This is a genomic window from Aliiroseovarius sp. CAU 1755 (genome assembly GCF_054482655.1).
The window spans coordinates 131719-148413 of sequence record NZ_JBTLRH010000003.1; the positions used below are offsets into that span (position 1 = coordinate 131719).

General features: G+C 56.1%; 15 protein-coding genes and 3 pseudogenes. 12 read left to right on the forward strand and 6 right to left on the reverse strand.

Annotated elements, in window-relative coordinates; all coding sequences use genetic code 11:
* Positions 1 to 2: 2 nt before the first annotated feature.
* Positions 3 to 299, reverse strand: coding sequence for a virulence factor (locus tag ACXYMP_RS12560; RefSeq protein ID WP_458906715.1), 297 nt, complete (start codon positions 297 to 299; stop codon positions 3 to 5).
* Positions 300 to 576: 277 nt separating this feature from the next.
* On the opposite strand from ACXYMP_RS12560, the gene ACXYMP_RS12565 reads away from it, so the two are divergent.
* The 3 genes from ACXYMP_RS12565 to betB all read left to right on the forward strand — a co-directional run bounded on the left by ACXYMP_RS12565 (position 577) and on the right by betB (position 4012).
* Complete coding sequence (locus tag ACXYMP_RS12565) at positions 577 to 1689, forward strand: Ppx/GppA phosphatase family protein (RefSeq protein WP_298571018.1); 1113 nt, start codon at positions 577 to 579, stop codon at positions 1687 to 1689.
* Positions 1689 to 2420 (forward strand): RlmE family RNA methyltransferase, encoded by a 732-nt coding sequence (locus ACXYMP_RS12570; protein WP_458906717.1) that lies wholly within the window; start codon positions 1689 to 1691, stop codon positions 2418 to 2420. Before ACXYMP_RS12565 ends, ACXYMP_RS12570 begins: the two co-directional genes overlap by 1 nt.
* Positions 2421 to 2557: 137 nt before the next feature.
* Positions 2558 to 4012 (forward strand): betaine-aldehyde dehydrogenase, encoded by a 1455-nt coding sequence (gene betB / locus ACXYMP_RS12575; protein ID WP_458906719.1) that lies wholly within the window; start codon positions 2558 to 2560, stop codon positions 4010 to 4012.
* 43 nt (positions 4013 to 4055) lie between these two features.
* Here betB and ACXYMP_RS12580 read toward each other — a convergent pair whose 3' ends face one another.
* The 5 genes and pseudogenes from ACXYMP_RS12580 to ACXYMP_RS12600 all read right to left on the reverse strand — a co-directional run.
* Complete coding sequence (locus ACXYMP_RS12580) at positions 4056 to 5045, reverse strand: glutathione S-transferase family protein (RefSeq protein WP_458906721.1); 990 nt, start codon at positions 5043 to 5045, stop codon at positions 4056 to 4058.
* A gap of 413 nt (positions 5046 to 5458) precedes the next feature.
* Entirely contained in the window at positions 5459 to 6766 is a 1308-nt protein-coding gene (locus ACXYMP_RS12585) for an McrC family protein (RefSeq protein ID WP_458906723.1), read from the reverse strand.
* Positions 6763 to 9609 (reverse strand): AAA family ATPase, encoded by a 2847-nt coding sequence (locus ACXYMP_RS12590; RefSeq protein WP_458906725.1) that lies wholly within the window; start codon positions 9607 to 9609, stop codon positions 6763 to 6765. The genes ACXYMP_RS12585 and ACXYMP_RS12590 overlap by 4 nt, the downstream gene beginning before the upstream one ends.
* Positions 9610 to 9641: 32 nt before the next feature.
* Positions 9642 to 9896 carry a type I restriction endonuclease subunit R, EcoR124 family gene (locus ACXYMP_RS12595; protein ID WP_458907344.1) on the reverse strand — a complete coding sequence of 85 codons (255 nt, stop codon included), beginning with the start codon at positions 9894 to 9896 and terminating at the stop codon, positions 9642 to 9644.
* 2 nt (positions 9897 to 9898) lie between these two features.
* Positions 9899 to 10478, reverse strand: a pseudogene (locus ACXYMP_RS12600) (transposase); the annotation flags it as partial.
* A 101-nt stretch (positions 10479 to 10579) separates the two neighbouring features.
* On the opposite strand from ACXYMP_RS12600, the pseudogene ACXYMP_RS12605 reads away from it, so the two are divergent.
* The 9 genes and pseudogenes from ACXYMP_RS12605 to ACXYMP_RS12645 form a co-directional block, all read left to right on the forward strand.
* Positions 10580 to 10738 (forward strand): annotated as a pseudogene (locus ACXYMP_RS12605) (IS3 family transposase); the annotation flags it as partial.
* A gap of 541 nt (positions 10739 to 11279) precedes the next feature.
* Positions 11280 to 12593 carry a 3-deoxy-D-manno-octulosonic acid transferase gene (locus ACXYMP_RS12610; RefSeq protein ID WP_458906727.1) on the forward strand — a complete coding sequence of 438 codons (1314 nt, stop codon included), beginning with the start codon at positions 11280 to 11282 and terminating at the stop codon, positions 12591 to 12593.
* A 116-nt stretch (positions 12594 to 12709) separates the two neighbouring features.
* A complete protein-coding gene (locus tag ACXYMP_RS12615) occupies positions 12710 to 13399 on the forward strand; it encodes a hypothetical protein (RefSeq protein WP_458906729.1) in 690 nt (229 codons plus the stop codon).
* Positions 13400 to 13464: 65 nt separating this feature from the next.
* Entirely contained in the window at positions 13465 to 14208 is a 744-nt protein-coding gene (locus ACXYMP_RS12620; RefSeq protein WP_298571005.1) for an acylneuraminate cytidylyltransferase family protein, read from the forward strand.
* A 237-nt stretch (positions 14209 to 14445) separates the two neighbouring features.
* Positions 14446 to 14808: pseudogene (locus tag ACXYMP_RS12625) on the forward strand (transposase); the annotation flags it as partial.
* 189 nt (positions 14809 to 14997) lie between these two features.
* Positions 14998 to 15348 carry a hypothetical protein gene (locus ACXYMP_RS12630; RefSeq protein WP_458906731.1) on the forward strand — a complete coding sequence of 117 codons (351 nt, stop codon included), beginning with the start codon at positions 14998 to 15000 and terminating at the stop codon, positions 15346 to 15348.
* A gap of 27 nt (positions 15349 to 15375) precedes the next feature.
* Entirely contained in the window at positions 15376 to 16113 is a 738-nt protein-coding gene (locus tag ACXYMP_RS12635; RefSeq protein ID WP_458906733.1) for a hypothetical protein, read from the forward strand.
* Between the two features lie 4 nt (positions 16114 to 16117).
* Entirely contained in the window at positions 16118 to 16396 is a 279-nt protein-coding gene (locus ACXYMP_RS12640) for a hypothetical protein (protein WP_458906735.1), read from the forward strand.
* Entirely contained in the window at positions 16396 to 16680 is a 285-nt protein-coding gene (locus ACXYMP_RS12645) for a hypothetical protein (RefSeq protein WP_458906737.1), read from the forward strand. The genes ACXYMP_RS12640 and ACXYMP_RS12645 overlap by 1 nt, the downstream gene beginning before the upstream one ends.
* The last annotated feature ends 15 nt before the right edge of the window (positions 16681 to 16695 follow it).

The following is a 16695-nucleotide window of genomic DNA, read 5'->3' on the forward strand; positions in this document are numbered from 1 at the left end:
GCTTACGCCCATCCGTCGTTGCCAATCAGCGCGACCAGGCGCTCTTTGTCGTATTCCGTGTCGATCCGGGCGGCTTCTGCCGCCGCGATCTCTTGCGGGTCTCCGTCCACGGAATAGGGATCGGCCTTGCGCCATTCCGCCAGATAGGCGTCGCTGTCTTTCGCGTTCACCTTCATGGCGGCCCGGTCGATGGCCTGTTCGAACCGCTCAGGCAGCGGGGCTTTCGACCCACGACGCCCTTTGCCGACGATGATCTGGGCGGGAATGTCCCTCCAGTAAACGATGGTCACGTCCGGCATGCGATTCTTCCTCCTCCGCTTCACTTTTTCTACGCGTGGGCAGGGGGTTTCCTGCGTCGTTTTTCGACACCACGCGCACCACAAGCGACTTCCATGATGCTGATTGGCATCTGTGGGATACGCGATTGCCCATCGACGGGCCATGGGGGCGAAGCTGAATACTTCTCAAGATGATTATGCGCGACGGCGGATAGTGCGTCCATGTTGCAGGGAAGGGATTGTCAGACACGGCGCGTATCCCTATCTTAAGGACAACTTGAAATGGAGGGCGTGACCTATGACGCCCAAGCGTCCCAATGGTGCGGGCGCGTTCCCAATAGCGGTCGATACCCCCGCGCCGTCACCCGTGGACCCGGCAAGCCTGTATGCGGCGCTGGACCTCGGAACAAACAGTTGTCGTATGCTGGTTGCCCAACCGAAGGGAAGCCAGTTTCACGTCGTGGACAGCTTTTCCAAATCGGTGCAACTCGGCAAGGGGCTGGAAGCCTCGGGTCGGCTGAGCCGGTCGTCGATGTCGCGCACGGTTCAGGCGCTTCGTATTTGCCGCAAAAAGCTGATCAAGCACGATGTCCAGCGAATGCGCCTTGTGGCGACAGAAGCCTGTCGCCGTGCGTCGAACGGCAAGAGCTTCATGGCCTATATCCGGCGTGAAACCGGCTTGGACCTGGAGATCATCAAGCCCGAAGAAGAAGCGCGCCTTGCCGTCGTGTCCTGTGCGCCGCTTGTGTCCACAAAAACCGAACAGCTTTTGGTCGTCGATATTGGCGGCGGTTCGACCGAGCTTGTGTGGCTTGATCTGTCCAAGGTGCCGCCGTTGGAACGCCCGCGATCCATCATGCGGATGGGGCGCGGCTTTATCGGTGGGGTCAGCGATTTTCCCGCCGCCAGCGTGGTGGACTGGATTTCGGTGCCTTTGGGCGTCGCCACCCTGCGTGAGATGTTTGATGACGTAGAGGATGACGCGGGCCGCTATGCGCTGATGTCCGTGCATTTCGAAGAGCAACTGGCAGGCTTCAGCCCGTTCCACCATGAACCGCCCCGCGAAGGGTTCCAGATCATCGGCACATCCGGCACCGTGACGACCGTGGCGGCGACCCATCTGGGCCTGCGCCGCTATGACCGGACCAAAGTGGATGGGCTGCGCATGACCTCGGACCAGATCGAACGGGTGATCCAGGGCTATCTGGCGCTTGGCCCGCAGGGGCGGCGGATGAATTCGCATATCGGGCGCGATCGGCAATCGCTGATCATGTCTGGCGCTGCGATCTTACAAGCATTATTGCGCGTCTGGCCGACGGATCGGCTCAGCGTGGCGGATCGCGGCCTGCGCGAGGGCATCCTTTATTCGCAGATGTCTGCGGACGGTGTTTTGGAAGGCGGACCATTCTGATGACAGAAACAGGTGGCAAAAAAGGCGGCCGGGCGCGCAAAAGCTCGGGCCGGGGGCTTCGGGATTTGACCGTGAAGGTGAAAACCGCGCGGGGTCGGACCAACAGTTCGACCCGCTGGCTGCAACGGCAGCTAAACGACCCTTATGTGACGCGCGCCAAGGCTGAGGGCTATCGCGGGCGCGCCGCCTTCAAGATCATGGATCTGGACGACAAGTATCGCTTTCTGGTGAACGGTGCACGCGTGGTCGATCTGGGCTGCGCCCCCGGTGGCTGGGCGCAAGTCGCCGTGCCGCGCATCAACGCGCTTGGTGAGAAAAGCGGCAAGAAGGTCGGCACCTTTCTGGGCATCGATTTGCAAGAGGTTGAACCGCTAGCCGGAGCCACATTCCACCAACTCGATTTCATGGAAGACGACGCCGATGTGAAGGTGAAAGAGCTTTTGGGTGGCAAGGCGGATGTGGTCATGTCCGACATGGCGGCTTCCAGTTCCGGCCACAAGCAGACCGACCATTTGCGCATCATCTCGTTGTGCGAAGCGGCGGCGTATTTCGCGTTCGATGTGCTGGAACAAGGCGGCACCTTCGTTGCCAAGGTCTTGGCAGGCGGCGCGGAAGGTGAGTTGCAGAAACTTCTGAAGCTGAAGTTTGAAAAGGTGGTGAATGTGAAGCCACCCTCAAGCCGGTCAGACAGTTCCGAGAAATTCGTGGTCGCAACCGGCTTCAAGGGCTAGGCGACCACGGGGCAGGGTGCCGCCTTTCGGATGGCCCTTTGCGGCCCATCCTGCGACACTGCGCGAAATTCCACGAATGCGCGCGATTCCCGGCGGGCCACGCCCCCCGACACCGCGCTTTGCAGAAAGGCAACGGCATGAGAGCGCAACCCAAAGCAAGCCATTTCATCGGCGGCGAATATGTCGAGGACACGGACGGCACGCAGATCGACGTGGTTTTTCCCGCAACCGGCGAGGTGATCGCCAAGCTTCATTCGGCGACCCCCGCGATCATAGACAAGGCGCTTGATGCGGCGAAGTCGGCGCAGGCCGATTGGGCGGCGATGACCGGGACGGAACGGGGTCGTATCCTGCGCCGCGCCGCGGATATCATGCGCGAACGCAACCATGACCTGTCGGTTCTGGAAACACTCGACACCGGCAAACCCTATCAGGAAACCAGCGTGGCTGACGCGACATCGGGCGCGGATGCGCTGGAGTATTTCGGCGGGCTGGCCGGCAGCCTGACGGGCGAGCATATTCCAATGGCAAATGGCGATTTCGTCTATACGCGGCGCGAGGCGCTTGGCGTTTGTGTCGGCATTGGCGCGTGGAATTATCCCACCCAGATCGCCTGCTGGAAGGCCGCACCGGCTCTGGCCTGCGGCAACACCTCTGTTTTCAAACCGTCCGAGATGACGCCGCTCTCGGCGCTCAAAGTGGCCGAGATCCTGATGGAGGCCGGCGCACCTGCGGGCATTTTCAATGTCGTGCAAGGCTATGGTGAAGTTGGCGGCGCCCTGGTGACTGACCCGCGCGTGGCCAAGGTGTCGCTGACCGGGTCCGTGCCGACGGGCAAGAAGGTCTATGCCGCCGCCGCCGCCGAAATGAAACACGTCACGATGGAGCTTGGCGGTAAGTCCCCGATGATCGTCTTTGATGATGCGAATGTGGAAAACGCGGTGTCGGGGGCCATTTTGGGCAACTTCTATTCCTCCGGGCAGGTCTGTTCCAACGGCACGCGGGTGTTCGTGCAGAAAGGCATCAAAGAGGCTTTCTTGAAACGTCTGGCTGAACGGCTGGACGGGGCGGTCATTGGCGACCCACTTGACCCCAACACCAGTTTCGGCCCGATGGTCAGCCAGGGGCAGCTGAACATCGTCATGACCTATGTCGAGAATGGCAAAGAGGAAGGCGCGCGGCTGGTCTATGGTGGCGAACGGATCGACGGCGAGGGCTTTTATATGAAGCCCACCGTCTTCGCCGACGTGACCGACGACATGACCATCGCGCGGGAAGAGATTTTCGGCCCCGTCATGTCCGTGCTCGATTTCGACACCGAAGATGAGGTCATGGCGCGCGCCAATGACACCGAATTCGGTCTGGCCGCCGGTGTCTTCACCAACGACCTGACCCGCGCGCACCGTGTTGTGGCGGGGTTCGAGGCGGGCACCTGCTACATCAACACCTACAATGACGCGCCGGTCGAGGCACCGTTTGGCGGCACCAAAGCCTCGGGCGTTGGACGCGAGAACGCAAAAGCCGCGATTGAACATTATTCGGAGTTGAAAACCGTCTATGTCCGGTTGAGCGATCTGGAAGCGCCGTTCTGATCACGACAGTTGGGCCAAGTCTGACAGGGCAGAGCTGCCGCGCTTAAGTCGCCCCGTCAAATCGCGCCCGGTCATGCGGTGCGTGCAGGTCCTGCTCCGGCCCAACAGGCACCACGCCACTGGGATTGATCGTCGCGTGGCTTGCGTAATAATGGGCTTTGATATGCTCCATATTGACGGTCTCAACGATGCGCGGCTGCTGATACAGATCGCGCAGATAGGCCGATAGATTGGGGTAATCGGCAATCCTTCGGATGTTGCATTTGAAGTGCCCGACATAGACCGGATCAAAGCGAAGCAAGGTGGTAAACAACCGCCAATCCGCTTCGGTGGGGGCGGACCCGGTCAGATACCTCTGCCGATCCAATCGGGCTTCGAGCCAGTCAAGTGTCTCGAAAAGTGGGGCGATGGCCTCTTCATAGGCCTCTTGCGTGGTGGCGAAACCGGCCTTGTAGACGCCGTTGTTCACGGTGGAGTAGATGCGGTCGTTCAGGGCGTCAATCTCGGGGCGCAGGGCGACGGGGTAGAAGTCGCCCGGCTGTGCGCCCACCGCATCAAAGGCGGTATTGAACATGCGGATGATCTCGGAGCTTTCGTTGGACACGATGGTGCCTGTCTGCCTGTCCCACAAAACCGGCACCGTCACGCGCCCGGAATAGTCAGGCTGAGCGGTCGTGTAAATCTGGTGCATATAGCGCGCATTGTTCACCGTGTCGGGAATGGTGCCGTCGCAGGTGTCGAAGGTCCATCCATGCTCTGCCATCAGCCAGTGAACCACAGACACCGAGATCATGTCCTCAAGCCCCTTCAAGGCGCGAAAGATCAGTGTTCGGTGCGCCCAGGGGCACGCCAGCGACACATAAAGATGATAGCGGTCCGGTTGCGCCGTGAACCCGCTGCGGCCACTGGGCCCGGCGGATCCATCCGGCGTGATCCAATTGCGGAACTGTGGGGCTTTTCGTTTGAACCGACCGCCGGTTTGTGACGTGTCATACCACTGGTCGACCCATTTCCCGTCTTGCAATAGCCCCATGCTCAATCCCTTTCCGCAGGTATCGCCACAGGATACCTATCTGATCCCATAACGAAAGCTCGGATTGCCAAGGGTTTGGAATGACACAAGCTAGACCGCCCCAGCGCGGCGCGCCTAGTCGCTGCAAGCGCCCCCGCCTGTCAGCCCAGACGGCCCGGATTGCCATGTTTTCCAAGGGAAAAGTGGCGGAGAGACAGGGATTCGAACCCTGGGAACCCGTGAAGGCTCAACGGTTTTCGAGACCGTTTTTGAACGTGTGGCGGGTATTGAGAGACTAGTAAAAAAGGGTCAATGACGCCAAAAATGCGCGAAATCGGCATCGAAAGCGGGCAGGGGTGTCACAGTAAAGTGTCACAGTTGCTCCGTTGGTGCCAGTCCTGGAGTTCAGTATAGCCTGACGGTCCGTAGACCACTCAAAGGGAAGCAGTCGACAAAAGCCTTGTGCCCACCAGCCTACGCAATGCCTGAGCACAACTTACAGCCGGTGCTGTCACATCAATCGTCGACAGCGTCAGAGTATTTGGGCTGTCCTGCTCAGCAATAGAATAACCACGGTTTTCAGGTTCGTCCCCGAGACCGGTATGGTGCGGATAAAGCAGCATGGTCTGCTGGCAACCATAGAGTTGGCTGTATGCCATCAACTGATAGACGTCGCCTTGGCTTACGCCCTGCTTGGGATCGTCGATCCTGGGCGTCATCCGTTTCCACTTTGTGTCGATGATCATTGCGATCTCGCTTCCGCGCCGGATGATGATGTCCGGCTTTGTTCTGAATCGTCCTACGTCCCCGTCATAGAGGCACGATCGGTGACCACCCTGCGTTGACACGCGCAATTCTGTGCCCGCCAGCGCGTTTTTCAGTAGCCGCGCGACATACTCTTCGAAAAGCAAGTTCATCTCGAACAAGAGGGCGTGGCCTCCCGTTCGCCCGCTGCTGGTTTTCTGATAGTGTCCACCCAGCAAAAGCCTGGCGAGCGACAGTAGGTCGCCCCACCGCTGGTTGGTCCGATCAAGAGTGATCCCGTCCCAATTCAACTCGGCCAACGTCAGGTTCGAAATGCCTGCATAAGCAAAGGCCAGTTCCCTCAGGATGCGCTGGTTGTCGCTGGCTCGTGCCAGCCGCGACAGGTGCGTAACGGTGGCCTTCATTACCTGGTTCAGCGGGATGTCAGCCGACAATTCATCGAAGTCGCAGGCAAGACGCTCCGGATGCGTCGCAAGAACCGAGAACTGCCGCGTCGTGTTCAGCCGCCCCCGCAGGGCCGGGAGGTCGTCGGACCGAGCCAGATATTGGCGAGGCATGCCATTGCGAACCGTGTTCAGCAAACGAGTGGAGAACAGGCGGATAAGGATTTCGAGTAAACTATCACTTTGCAGACCGAGTCGCGCGATACCCGCCTCGTCAATGCGCAGGTTGAGAGCAACCCCGAGCATGTGCACAAGACGATGGCGCAAGACAGTGTCGCTTGCCGCATCGTTCTCTCCCGGGGCGTCGATCTTCGGCAGGATCTCCAGCTGTGCGTCAGGCGTCGCCAGAACGCCCACAATCCCACGCGCGCGTAACGATTTGCGTCCATGCTCCAGCACGCCGTCGCCACCGCGGCCAGCAAAACTTGACGCCGCAGCGGCGACGGCAAGGCCGGACGCAGCCCCCGCAGGGATCTGATCCGGCCCATCGCCGTAAGGAAGGCGTTGCCATTCAAGGATGGTGCGGCGGATCACGCGCTTAGCAGTTTATCATAGGAGAACGGCCCTGAACGGACGGACCAGCGAAACCGCACTGCGTCTTCATCGTCTTCCATACCCGGAGGGGCCTTCAGGCGCGTGCGTTTCAGGAAACCACCGTTGATCTCACCATCTGCTGAGTCTGCATCGCCCAGAACCGCTGCAACCTTGGCCCAATCCTCGAAGAAATATTCTGCCAACAGCGGGATGATCCGGTCGCGCATGACCGCGTCAACAGCCGCCTTGGTTTTGCATTGGATGAAATAAGCATGGCCGATCTGGTGTTCGCGGTCGTAAAGGTATTCGATCCGGTCGTTGAGGGCCTGCAACAAGCGAGTAAGGTCAATGCCGCATTGCTGTGCCGCATCGGCAAGAAAAACCGGCTCCGGCATTAGCTCACGGAACTCGAACCTCCGCCGTAATGCCGTATCCAAAAGCGCGATAGACCGGTCGGCGGTGTTCATGGTGCCAAGGATGTGCAGGTTGGACGGCACACCGAAATCATCGCCAGAATAGGGCAGGCGCACTTTGATCTGGTTTGGTTGACCAAGGCGTTTGTCGGGTTCCAGGAGTGTGATGAGCTCGCCGAAAACTTTGGAGATATTCGCCCGGTTGATCTCGTCGATGATCAGAACGAATTGCTCAGGATCGCTGTCACCATTTTCCAATTGACTGTTTGCATAGCGCTCAAGTGCCGGGATGTTGAGAAAGTCGCGCTTCAATCTGTAGATTGTCGGTTGAATAAAATTGGCTTTATAGATCTCTTCGGCCGCAACTCCTGCATCATCGATCCATAGCCAGCGCACCGAGCGACGATGCCCATAATCGCCTTCTTCCCGTCCATGCCGTTCATACTCGCCGGTGACTTCTCCAATGGCTCGAAACAGCTTGTTGCCCTTGGACACAATGATGATGTCGCCGACCTTCAACTTGTTGCGAAAGACGTCTGTCAATTTGACTTGCCCGGACTGCCGCGTCACAGGCCCTTCGCGTTCGCCGAATTGCCGACAAGCAGCCAAGATCTCATTCGGATCAGAGAATTTTGGGTCCGACCAATCGATGTCCTCAAACCCGAATATCGCATAGCCGCCTTCGATTGCATCATCGAAAAGATGTGCGCCATCGGGGTTGGCAGCCTCACCAAGGGACATCTTGAATACTTGGCGCCCTTGCAGAGTGATCCTGTGGTCGTCCCGGGTGCCCCCCTTACTCGCCTCTGCGCGACGGGCAATTCGGCGGAAGACGCCTGGCACCGTTTCCAGTCGGAACCCTGTCCCGTTGCTGTCGTCGCCCGCCTCGTCAGTCATCGGTTGTCGCCCTTCGACAAAATCCTCGTATGACATCGATTGGTGGAAAGTGACGAATTCGATCCGCTTTTCTGCGCAGAGGCGTGCGTAAGCCGCCATGACCTGAGCGCGGCCTTCCTGAACGATTTCTCCGCAAAGCTTCAAGGCTTCCCCGGCCGTCGCATAGGTCTTGCCGGTGCCTGGTGGTCCGTAAAGGATCAGGTTCGTCGGGGCGGGGGAATGGTGCGCGGCCGGCTCCGGATTACTCACTTCTTTAGGCATTGCATTGAACTCCGATCCACCTTCCATCGCGATCCATAAAAACCCCTGAACGTCGAGCCAGTTTTGGGGTTCCCAACCCCAGTCGTCTCGCATTACGGCAAGCATCTCTTCAAAGCCGGACTTCAGCCGTGCATAGTCTCGCATTGCGTCGAACTTGGATTCGACGAAAAGTGGTGCGCCGGTGAGCGCTTTCCATGCACCATTGATCGCCGTGATCTTGAACGGCGCAACTTCACTGGGTCGCGCCATAGCGGCGGCTGATGTAAGGATATTGATCCGCTCGCCGAAGGTCAGGGTGGTTGCGCCTCGTGCACGCAACTGCTCGAGCTCGCGGAAAGCCTCAGCAAGGGCGAGATCGATGGGTTCTTCCGAACGGACCAGCCTCCCGACCGCAGAGTAAAGATCGGCAAGCAGGTCATTGTCGATTTTTCTGACTGAGTCCTCCGTCTGCCACCGCACTAAAGGTCCGTCAGGTGCTGCGTTTTTCAAGATTTCGTATACTTGTTGACCGAATTCTATTTCCTCGGTGCTTTGACGCCTTGCTTGCTGAACCTTTTTGGAAGCAGCGACCTTGTAGTCGCCTTCACGCTTCGCCCAGCCGCCGCCGGGATCCGAAAACTTTCGAAAGTCTGGGCATTCTTTGAGGAAAACGGTTCGCATTTGTTCAAGAACTGCGCGGTTAATCATGGCGTCGTTCAAATGAAACCGGAAAATCGTGGCGGAACTTTGATTTGCTCCGATTCGCTCTGGCTCCGTCACCTCTGCAATTTCCTGAAAGATCGGGCCAGAAATAGCCTGACAGATGTTCGGCCAGGCTTGATAGAGGCCCAGAGCTTCATTCACATCGCGCACGAGGATGTCGACAGCGACGTCGCCGCGTTCGCGTGCAGTCTCGATGTAGTGTTCCAGAACATATAGCCTGATCCGGTCGGCATCGCGCGCCTGCCCAGGAGGATCGCCGGCCAGATAGCGGCCATATTGCGCCAACCAGCTCCGCCAACTTGAGAGACGGCCAAGCGGCTTTTCGGATTTTGGAAAGAGAATTCGAAAGTCCTCACCGCCGGACTTTGCATCTTCTCGGATCCGGTTAAGGCGGTCGCGTATTTGATCAAAGCCACCGTCTTTCCAGGCTTGATCGAGATCCTGCCAATCAAATCCCAATGCGCCTAATTGTCGTTCGATTGTCTTGACCGCGTAAATGCGAGTGTCGAGGCCCTTTTCGGTATTCGCACCGCCCTCGGATAACCACTTTCTGAATTTGTCTTCCTGCAAAGTAACCTCAATAATGTTCAGTTGTTAATAACTCAAAGTAGCCTAAGCGTCGCCGATATCACCCATCTGCTCATTGAAGGGTAGGCCTCAATGAGTGCGCTGAATGCCTCCGCATCCAGGTCTTCCTCTCGACAGATCCTTTCAAAAGCCTCGGATCGCTTGCGCTCCCAGTAGTCATTAAAGGTATCTCTGGTTTCATCAACAGATCGCATCTGCGGCATGTAGGACTCTATGAATTCCTCGATGAGGTCGCGTTTGCTGCGCAGTCTTGCCTCGGAACCAAGAATGTCCAGCACCGCTTTTTTCTTGGCGGCATTTTCGTCTGCGTCTTCCTCATCGCCTTTCGACCCGTTTTTCGTTTACATGCCAGCCAGCATCTCTCAGCAAAGCGGCGATCCGACGATAAACGTATCGGCCATATTGCCGGGTCAGCTCGATCATGTCCGCCACCAACCTGTCTTCATCCGGGCGACCGGTGGGCAATTTGCGCTGCGTGGATCGGTGTTGTCTCAGAACGCGACAAGCGCGGCGTTCCGAGACATTCAGCTCAGCACGAACACGATCAATGCGAGCACGGCGACGAGCGGGGCTTAGAAGTTTCCCTTTGCAGCCTCCGCCAAGATAAGCTTGTCCAGCGTTAGATCAGAAACAGCCTTGCGTAATCGCTCATTCTCTTTCTGCAGGCGCTTCAGTTCCTTCAATTGGTCCGTGCCCATTCCACCGTACTTCTTCTTCCAGCGGTAATACGTTTGTTCAGTCACACCAATCTGCCGGATCGCATCCAGACGTGGCACCCCTTGCCCCGTCAGAACCTTAACCTGCCGTAGCTTCGTGACAGTCTCTTCCGGCTTTGGTCGCTTGTTGGCCATGTGTTTGCTCCGTTTTCCTAAACATAGCGGAGGACCATTTCAGTGGGGGAGGATCAAATAAGGCAGGATTTCTTGTTCATCTTAACGATTAGGAGATCGAGATGACGAGGAAGCCTGCCACATCGAAAGACGCTGCCGACAAGGTGGTCAAGAATAGCCGCCGCAAAACGCGGCAAACCTATTCATCGGAGGAGAAGATCCGCATTGTCGTGGCGGGGTTGCGTGGCAAGGAAAGCATTGCTGTCCTTTGCCGCCGTGAGTGGAGCCTAAGCACAAACCTTCCTATGGGCCCCTATGTGCTGGATCCATCGGTAAATCGACAACTCTGCGGGCTTGTATGGATGCTCACTCGTTTGGATTCGAATGGCGAGTTCGAGGATATCGAGGCGGTCATTGCTCAGATGGAAACAGAGATTGATCCGGACGTCCTCACTACTCCCGTGCGGCCGTCGAAAACGTTAATGATCAAATGAATCTCGTTGCGTTGTGCTTCAGGATAGACTTGCAATTTTTCCTGCATCCGGCCCAACAAAGCCAAAACCGCATCCAGCTGCCTGCCAAGATGAGAGAGTGTTTCGTCCCAAACTTATATTGGCTTGTTGTTGGGATCCTTCATCGCGGGAATGAATCCCCGCTTGATCAATAGTGGAGGACTTGATTTCTCGACTGTCCGCAACGAAAAAAACCTGATAATGAGCCAACAATCCTTCACGGCCCTATGTTAAACGAGGCTGGCAAATCCATAAGATGAAAAAATCAAGACCCGCAATTAAGCTGTATCTCACTCATATATTATACACCTTGATCTGGGTTCTGTTATTTCCATTTGCTCTTGGATATTTGTTCCTGCGCGGCCGCAAGGACCGGGAATATAGAGAGCATCTGGCCGAGCGTTTTGGTTCATATCAGGATCTCGGCATGTCCTCATCAGTTTGGATTCATGCCGTATCTATGGGCGAGACCATTGCTGTAGCACCCCTAGTCCGGGCGCTGCTTGCACAGGGGGAAAGGGTGATCATTACCCACTTCACTCCTGCAGGGCGGCGCACGTCCCAGTCACTGTTTGCAGAAGATATGGCAACGGGACGGTTGAAAGCTGTTTATGTACCCTTCGAGTTCGATTGGGTGTTCTCACGGTTTTTTAAAGCTTTTGCCCCGAAATACGGGCTTATCGTCGAGGCCGACATCTGGCCACGCATGATTTCAGCAAGCCGCAGGCAAAGGGTGCCTCTTTTTCTATGCAATGGCCTGTTTTCAAGCCGGAGCGTTGAATTGGACCGAAAGCTTTTTGGCATACGTTCCGGCGTCATGCGTGAGCTTTCTGGCATGATGGTGAAATCGAGCCTTCACAAGGATCGCTTTCATGCAGTGGGCATCAAGAACATCGCCGTCACCGGCGAGCTTCGTTTTGACCAACCCGTGCCAAAACATCATCTGGCAGCAGCCAATGAGCTTAAGGCGTCGGCCGGATTTGCCAATCGCAAAGTCATTGCACTGACCAGCGCGGTCGCGGAAGAAGAGGATCTTCACTTCAGCTATATGAAACATATGCTGGAGCGCGTTGAGGATACTGAAACCAAACCTCTTTTCATCTATGTCCCGCGCGAACCCGAGCGTTTTTCTGGACTGACCCAAAGTTTGAATAGCTATGGCCTGCGGGCCTGTGCGCGCAGCGATTGGCTGGATGCAGACCTTTCAGAGAAAGAAAATCTGACGCTTGACGATATCGAAGTGATTGTCGGCAACTCACTTGGTGAAATGTTCTTCTATCTTGCCCTATCAGATATGGTTGTGGTCGGCAGAAGCTTCCATCCGCGCGGATCCCACAATGTGATTGAGCCGCTGCTGCTGGGCAAACCAGTGGTCGTGGGCCCCTACACCTGGAACATCGAATATCCATCGGTGGAAGCGATCGAAGCTGGTGTTCTGACGCAATGCGAAACAATAGAAGAGTTGGAGACCTTTACCCTCGATTTTCTTGCCGACCGTTGGGATGCGCTGAAGTTCACCAACGCCACACGCGATTTCTTGCAGACGCATGCCGGAGCGACTGAAAAATGCATCGCGGCCCTACCAATCCTGTTGAATAATGTGGCACCGGAGGGAACATCATGATTTGCATCTGGGATTTTGACGGAGTCGTGTGCAACTCGCTGTATGAGTGTGCAACCGTCAGTCATTTTGCCATGCAATTGCTTGAGGGGACCCTTCCAGCGCTTTCTCGGCATGTTGTGGAAACAACGCTGGAAAGTGGAGAAGTCGACGCGCTGACCGAAGCATTGCGACCGTACCGTCCCTATGTCGTGGACGGGAAGGATTACCTCTATCAGATTGAATATTTCGTGCGCTCAAATCGCCACTTTTCTTCGTCCAAGGCGTATTGGGAAGCCTTTGATGTCTTGGTGGATGAAGATAAATCCCGCAAGTTCAACACCACATTTTATGGCACGCGCCGCGACCTGCAATACCTGCTCGAAAATCGCTATGTTAGGTTGTTTACCGCCTATAACGAAGCGGTCGAGGCGATGCGGGATTCCACAGAATTGTTCGACACCTATATTTGCACAGCCCGGGACAAGGCCGCTGTGATTTCTTTCCTGAAAATGGCCAACCTTCCATTTGACGAGCAGAAAATTTACTCTCGTGATTTCAATGGATTGTATGACAATGTCGGGCTTGGAAAGTCGCAACAGATTGGTCGCATCCTGAAAGCCAATGGTGGCTTGCAGCAGAAGTTCGTCTTGATCGAGGATCAAGCGAAAGCCCCGCTGGAGCTATATGAAACTTGCACGGCAATGACCGTGTTGCATGCAGCCTATGGGTATGGCGACGCAGAGCAATGGGCGAAACTGCCTGAGGACCGGCATCAAACAATACTGGAACCTAAGCATCTGGGCGAAAGCCTTCGCCAATTTAAGTAAAATCAGCCGTTCAACATGCCCCGGAAACAGGTCATGATGCGATTGAAAAAAGACAGGAGAAAACGATGATTGTTGGACTTTTGACTGGACGCGGGGGAAGTGTCTCCATCCCCGACAAAAATGTCATCGAAGTCTTGGGACGCCCCTTGATGAGTTACGCGGCTTTGATGGCAAATCAATCGAAATTGATTGACGAAGTCTACCTGTCCACCGATGGCGAGAAGCTGAAAGACGTTGGGCGTGAGATGGGATTGAAGATCATCGACCGCCCCGAAGAACTTGCGCTGCCAACCTCTCAGCACAAAGATGCCCTCGCGCATGCACTGTCCGTGCTTGAAGCGGAAGGGAAAAAGCCCGAGATTCTGGTCGTGTTTCTTTGCAATGTCGGCACGCATCGCCCGGGTCTGGTGGATCATTGCATCCAGCAACTTATCGACAACCCCGAACTCGATTCCGTGGTCACGGTCGAAGAACGAAATGAATATCATCCCCTGCGCACCAAGAAGGCTGGCCCGGATGGAAATCTGGTGCCGTTTTTGGAAACCGAAGGCCCAATCTCGACAAACCGGCAAGATCTCGAACCGGCGCTGTTTATCGACCACACGTTTTGGGTGCTCAGGGTTTCATCCTGTTTCGGTCCCGAAGCACAAGGTCAGCAACCTTGGGACTTCATGGGGCAACGGATCAAGGGCGTTCCAAATTCCGGCAGCATCGACATCCACACGCACGAAGATATTGCCTATACCGAGGCATGGTTGCGCAAATATGGCTGGACGTCAGATGAAACCCCGTCCGGTGATGATATCTGACGCTCAAGTATTGGAGTGTATGCCGTGTTCATTCGGCAGCACTTGCACACATCCAACGTTTACATCGTTAGTGCCAGAAGAAGGCAATACTGCGAACTTTTGCCAAAACTTTGCAGTCTGCTGCCATTCATACATAGTGCAGCATCCGTAACTATGGGCTTATTTCGTTGAAAAACTCGTCCTTGATCGGGGTCTGGCTTGCTGATTCAATTCCTGTAGTTGAGGGGAGGTTTGGCGATTTTGGGACCGCAACAAGAAGCACAAGCGGCGCTGTTTTACGAGTTCTCGCTGGAGGATCACGTCCCCCAAGATCATCTGCTGCGATCCATCGATCGGTTCGTCGACCTGAGCAGCATCCGCGCCCATCTTGCGGGTTTTTACAGTCACACCAGCCGTCCGTCTGCCGATCCCGAACTGCAGATCCGCATGCTCCTGGTCGGCTACTGTTTCGGTATCCGGTCCGTGCGACGCCTCTGCGAGGAGGTGCATTTGAACCTCGCGTATCGCTGGTTTTGCCGGCTCGACCTAGCTGATCGGGTTCCGGATCACTCGACCTTCTCGAAGAACCGGCATAACAGGGCCGAGATAGCGTCTCTGATCGAAGTGGACATCGCATCGACGGAAGCTTGGCTGTTGCGTCGGTTTGAGAACGAATTGAATGAAGCACGGCAACGGGCAGCGGGCGTCACACATTACATCTAGTGGTCAGCGGACAATTCAAAGGTCCGGTCCAGCCATGCCGAGCGGGATGACCGCGTATTTCCGCGGGATCACGGCTTTCCGGATGGTTTGCCGGGTGAAGCGCACAACTGCCGATGCTACGCAGAACCGGCCATCATCAACGGTCAAATTATTCTGACAGGCCGTCCGGTGTCGCCGGACCTGGCGGATCGCATATCGGATGCACAAGGCAGAGGTCTCGCCAGTGCCGGTGGGGACGCATTGGTTGGCACGGTCACTGGCCTCTATGATGTGCTCCTTTTTTCCTATCTCGGATACCGGCGTCTGTTTGGTGTCAGCACAGAAGAGGAAGAACAGGAGCGGCTGACCGCGCGCCAGAATATCCTTGATGCGCTGGAGCGATTGGCGGAACTGGACCGTGAAACGGCCGAGCAGATCGCCGAGGAGGCGGTCGCCTAGTTCGAGGCGCAGCACGCTGAGCTTCGTTTGCTTGACATTGAATACCGCCTGGGCCTGAACAGTGAAGAGGCCTTGCTGCGCGCCTACGAAGACGTGGCCTACCTTGATGCGTCGGTGCTTCTTGGTGGGACGGCCTTCACGGCGGGGGCCGCAAAGCTTGGGATCAACCTGACCCGTTTACGGCCGACAGCGGCCCTGAACGCCTTGCGTGCTGGTCGCACTCGGTTGGATGATATGATCAACGCGCGTCGCCGCGAGGTGGACGCGCTCAATGCGAGCCGTTTTGCAGAGCTGGAGGCCCAAGGGCACGGGCCACAACGGCATGAAGGAGCGGTGACGCGGCAGATGCTAGAGGATCGGGTTCTGCGTGGTTTCGATCCGATGACAGGCTCAAGGTCTGATGGTGTCCATGTTGGCCAAGAGCATCGGCCTCCGGTAACAGCATCTCGGATAACTTCAGAAGCGGATTATGTGGCTGCTGACGCCACCATCCAGCGGAGAGCAGATTTCACAGATGCTCTGAATGCTGCACCTGCCCGCCCGGTAAAACCCGTCCGTCGCTTCAGGGTTGAGGTTCCCATCGAAGATACCTTGGAGCCTGATTTTGCTAGACGTGTTGAAGGGGTCGAAAGGATCGGTGAATTCGGCGATAGTGGCGCTCGCCCGGTAGATGTGAAATTTGAGGGTGGGACAATCATCGCGGTGTATACTCTGCGACCAGACGGTTCAGTCGAACTATATACGCTCTATCCAAACAAGAGATAAGCATATGCCAAATAAAGAATTTTATGACAATTTCCTCTGTTATCTTGCTGCGGATTCATATGACCCTGAAGCATTGAAGGAACTCTTGAAAGATGATCCTGAGTTTTCCGCCGCATTCAGGAGAAATCTTGCAGGCCTGATCTCTGACGAAAATTGGTCAGTTGCAGTTGCGAGCAAAGATATAAACTACGGTTTCACGAACGCTGATGAGCTTCGGAATTGGGTTGCGGGTCTGGATAGCTTCCTGTTTGGGGATGGGCCGATGCCTAATAGCCTGAATTGATGTGCGATCTGAAAACACAAGCGTTCCTGCAAGATATTAGGCTGTATTGCGGAGGCAACACATATGACCCAGGCAAACTACGACAGGTCACCGCAGAAAAATCCGAGTGGTCTGAACGCCTGAAGCGCAACTTTGAGCACGTCCTAATCTCGCGGCAGTTAAATGCTCTAGTTTATGAAGAGAATGTCGATATTGAGTTTGCGAGTGACGATGAGCTCTATGCCTACCTTCAGCGGCTGTTCGCTTATCTTTTTGAGGATGGTCCGGTGCCGGAATGGAATTGATGGCATCGGGCCGCG

What these genes read in the sequence shown, in the direction of transcription:
- ACXYMP_RS12560 (WP_458906715.1), bottom strand. Translation starts at nt 299, where the DNA reads ATGCCGGACGTGACCATCGTTTACTGGAGGGACATTCCCGCCCAGATC.
- ACXYMP_RS12565 (WP_298571018.1), top strand. Translation starts at nt 577, where the DNA reads ATGACGCCCAAGCGTCCCAATGGTGCGGGCGCGTTCCCAATAGCGGTC.
- ACXYMP_RS12570 (WP_458906717.1), top strand. Translation starts at nt 1,689, where the DNA reads ATGACAGAAACAGGTGGCAAAAAAGGCGGCCGGGCGCGCAAAAGCTCG.
- betB (WP_458906719.1), top strand. Translation starts at nt 2,558, where the DNA reads ATGAGAGCGCAACCCAAAGCAAGCCATTTCATCGGCGGCGAATATGTC.
- ACXYMP_RS12580 (WP_458906721.1), bottom strand. Translation starts at nt 5,045, where the DNA reads ATGGGGCTATTGCAAGACGGGAAATGGGTCGACCAGTGGTATGACACG.
- ACXYMP_RS12620 (WP_298571005.1), top strand. Translation starts at nt 13,465, where the DNA reads ATGATTGTTGGACTTTTGACTGGACGCGGGGGAAGTGTCTCCATCCCC.
- ACXYMP_RS12640 (WP_458906735.1), top strand. Translation starts at nt 16,118, where the DNA reads ATGCCAAATAAAGAATTTTATGACAATTTCCTCTGTTATCTTGCTGCG.
- ACXYMP_RS12645 (WP_458906737.1), top strand. Translation starts at nt 16,396, where the DNA reads ATGTGCGATCTGAAAACACAAGCGTTCCTGCAAGATATTAGGCTGTAT.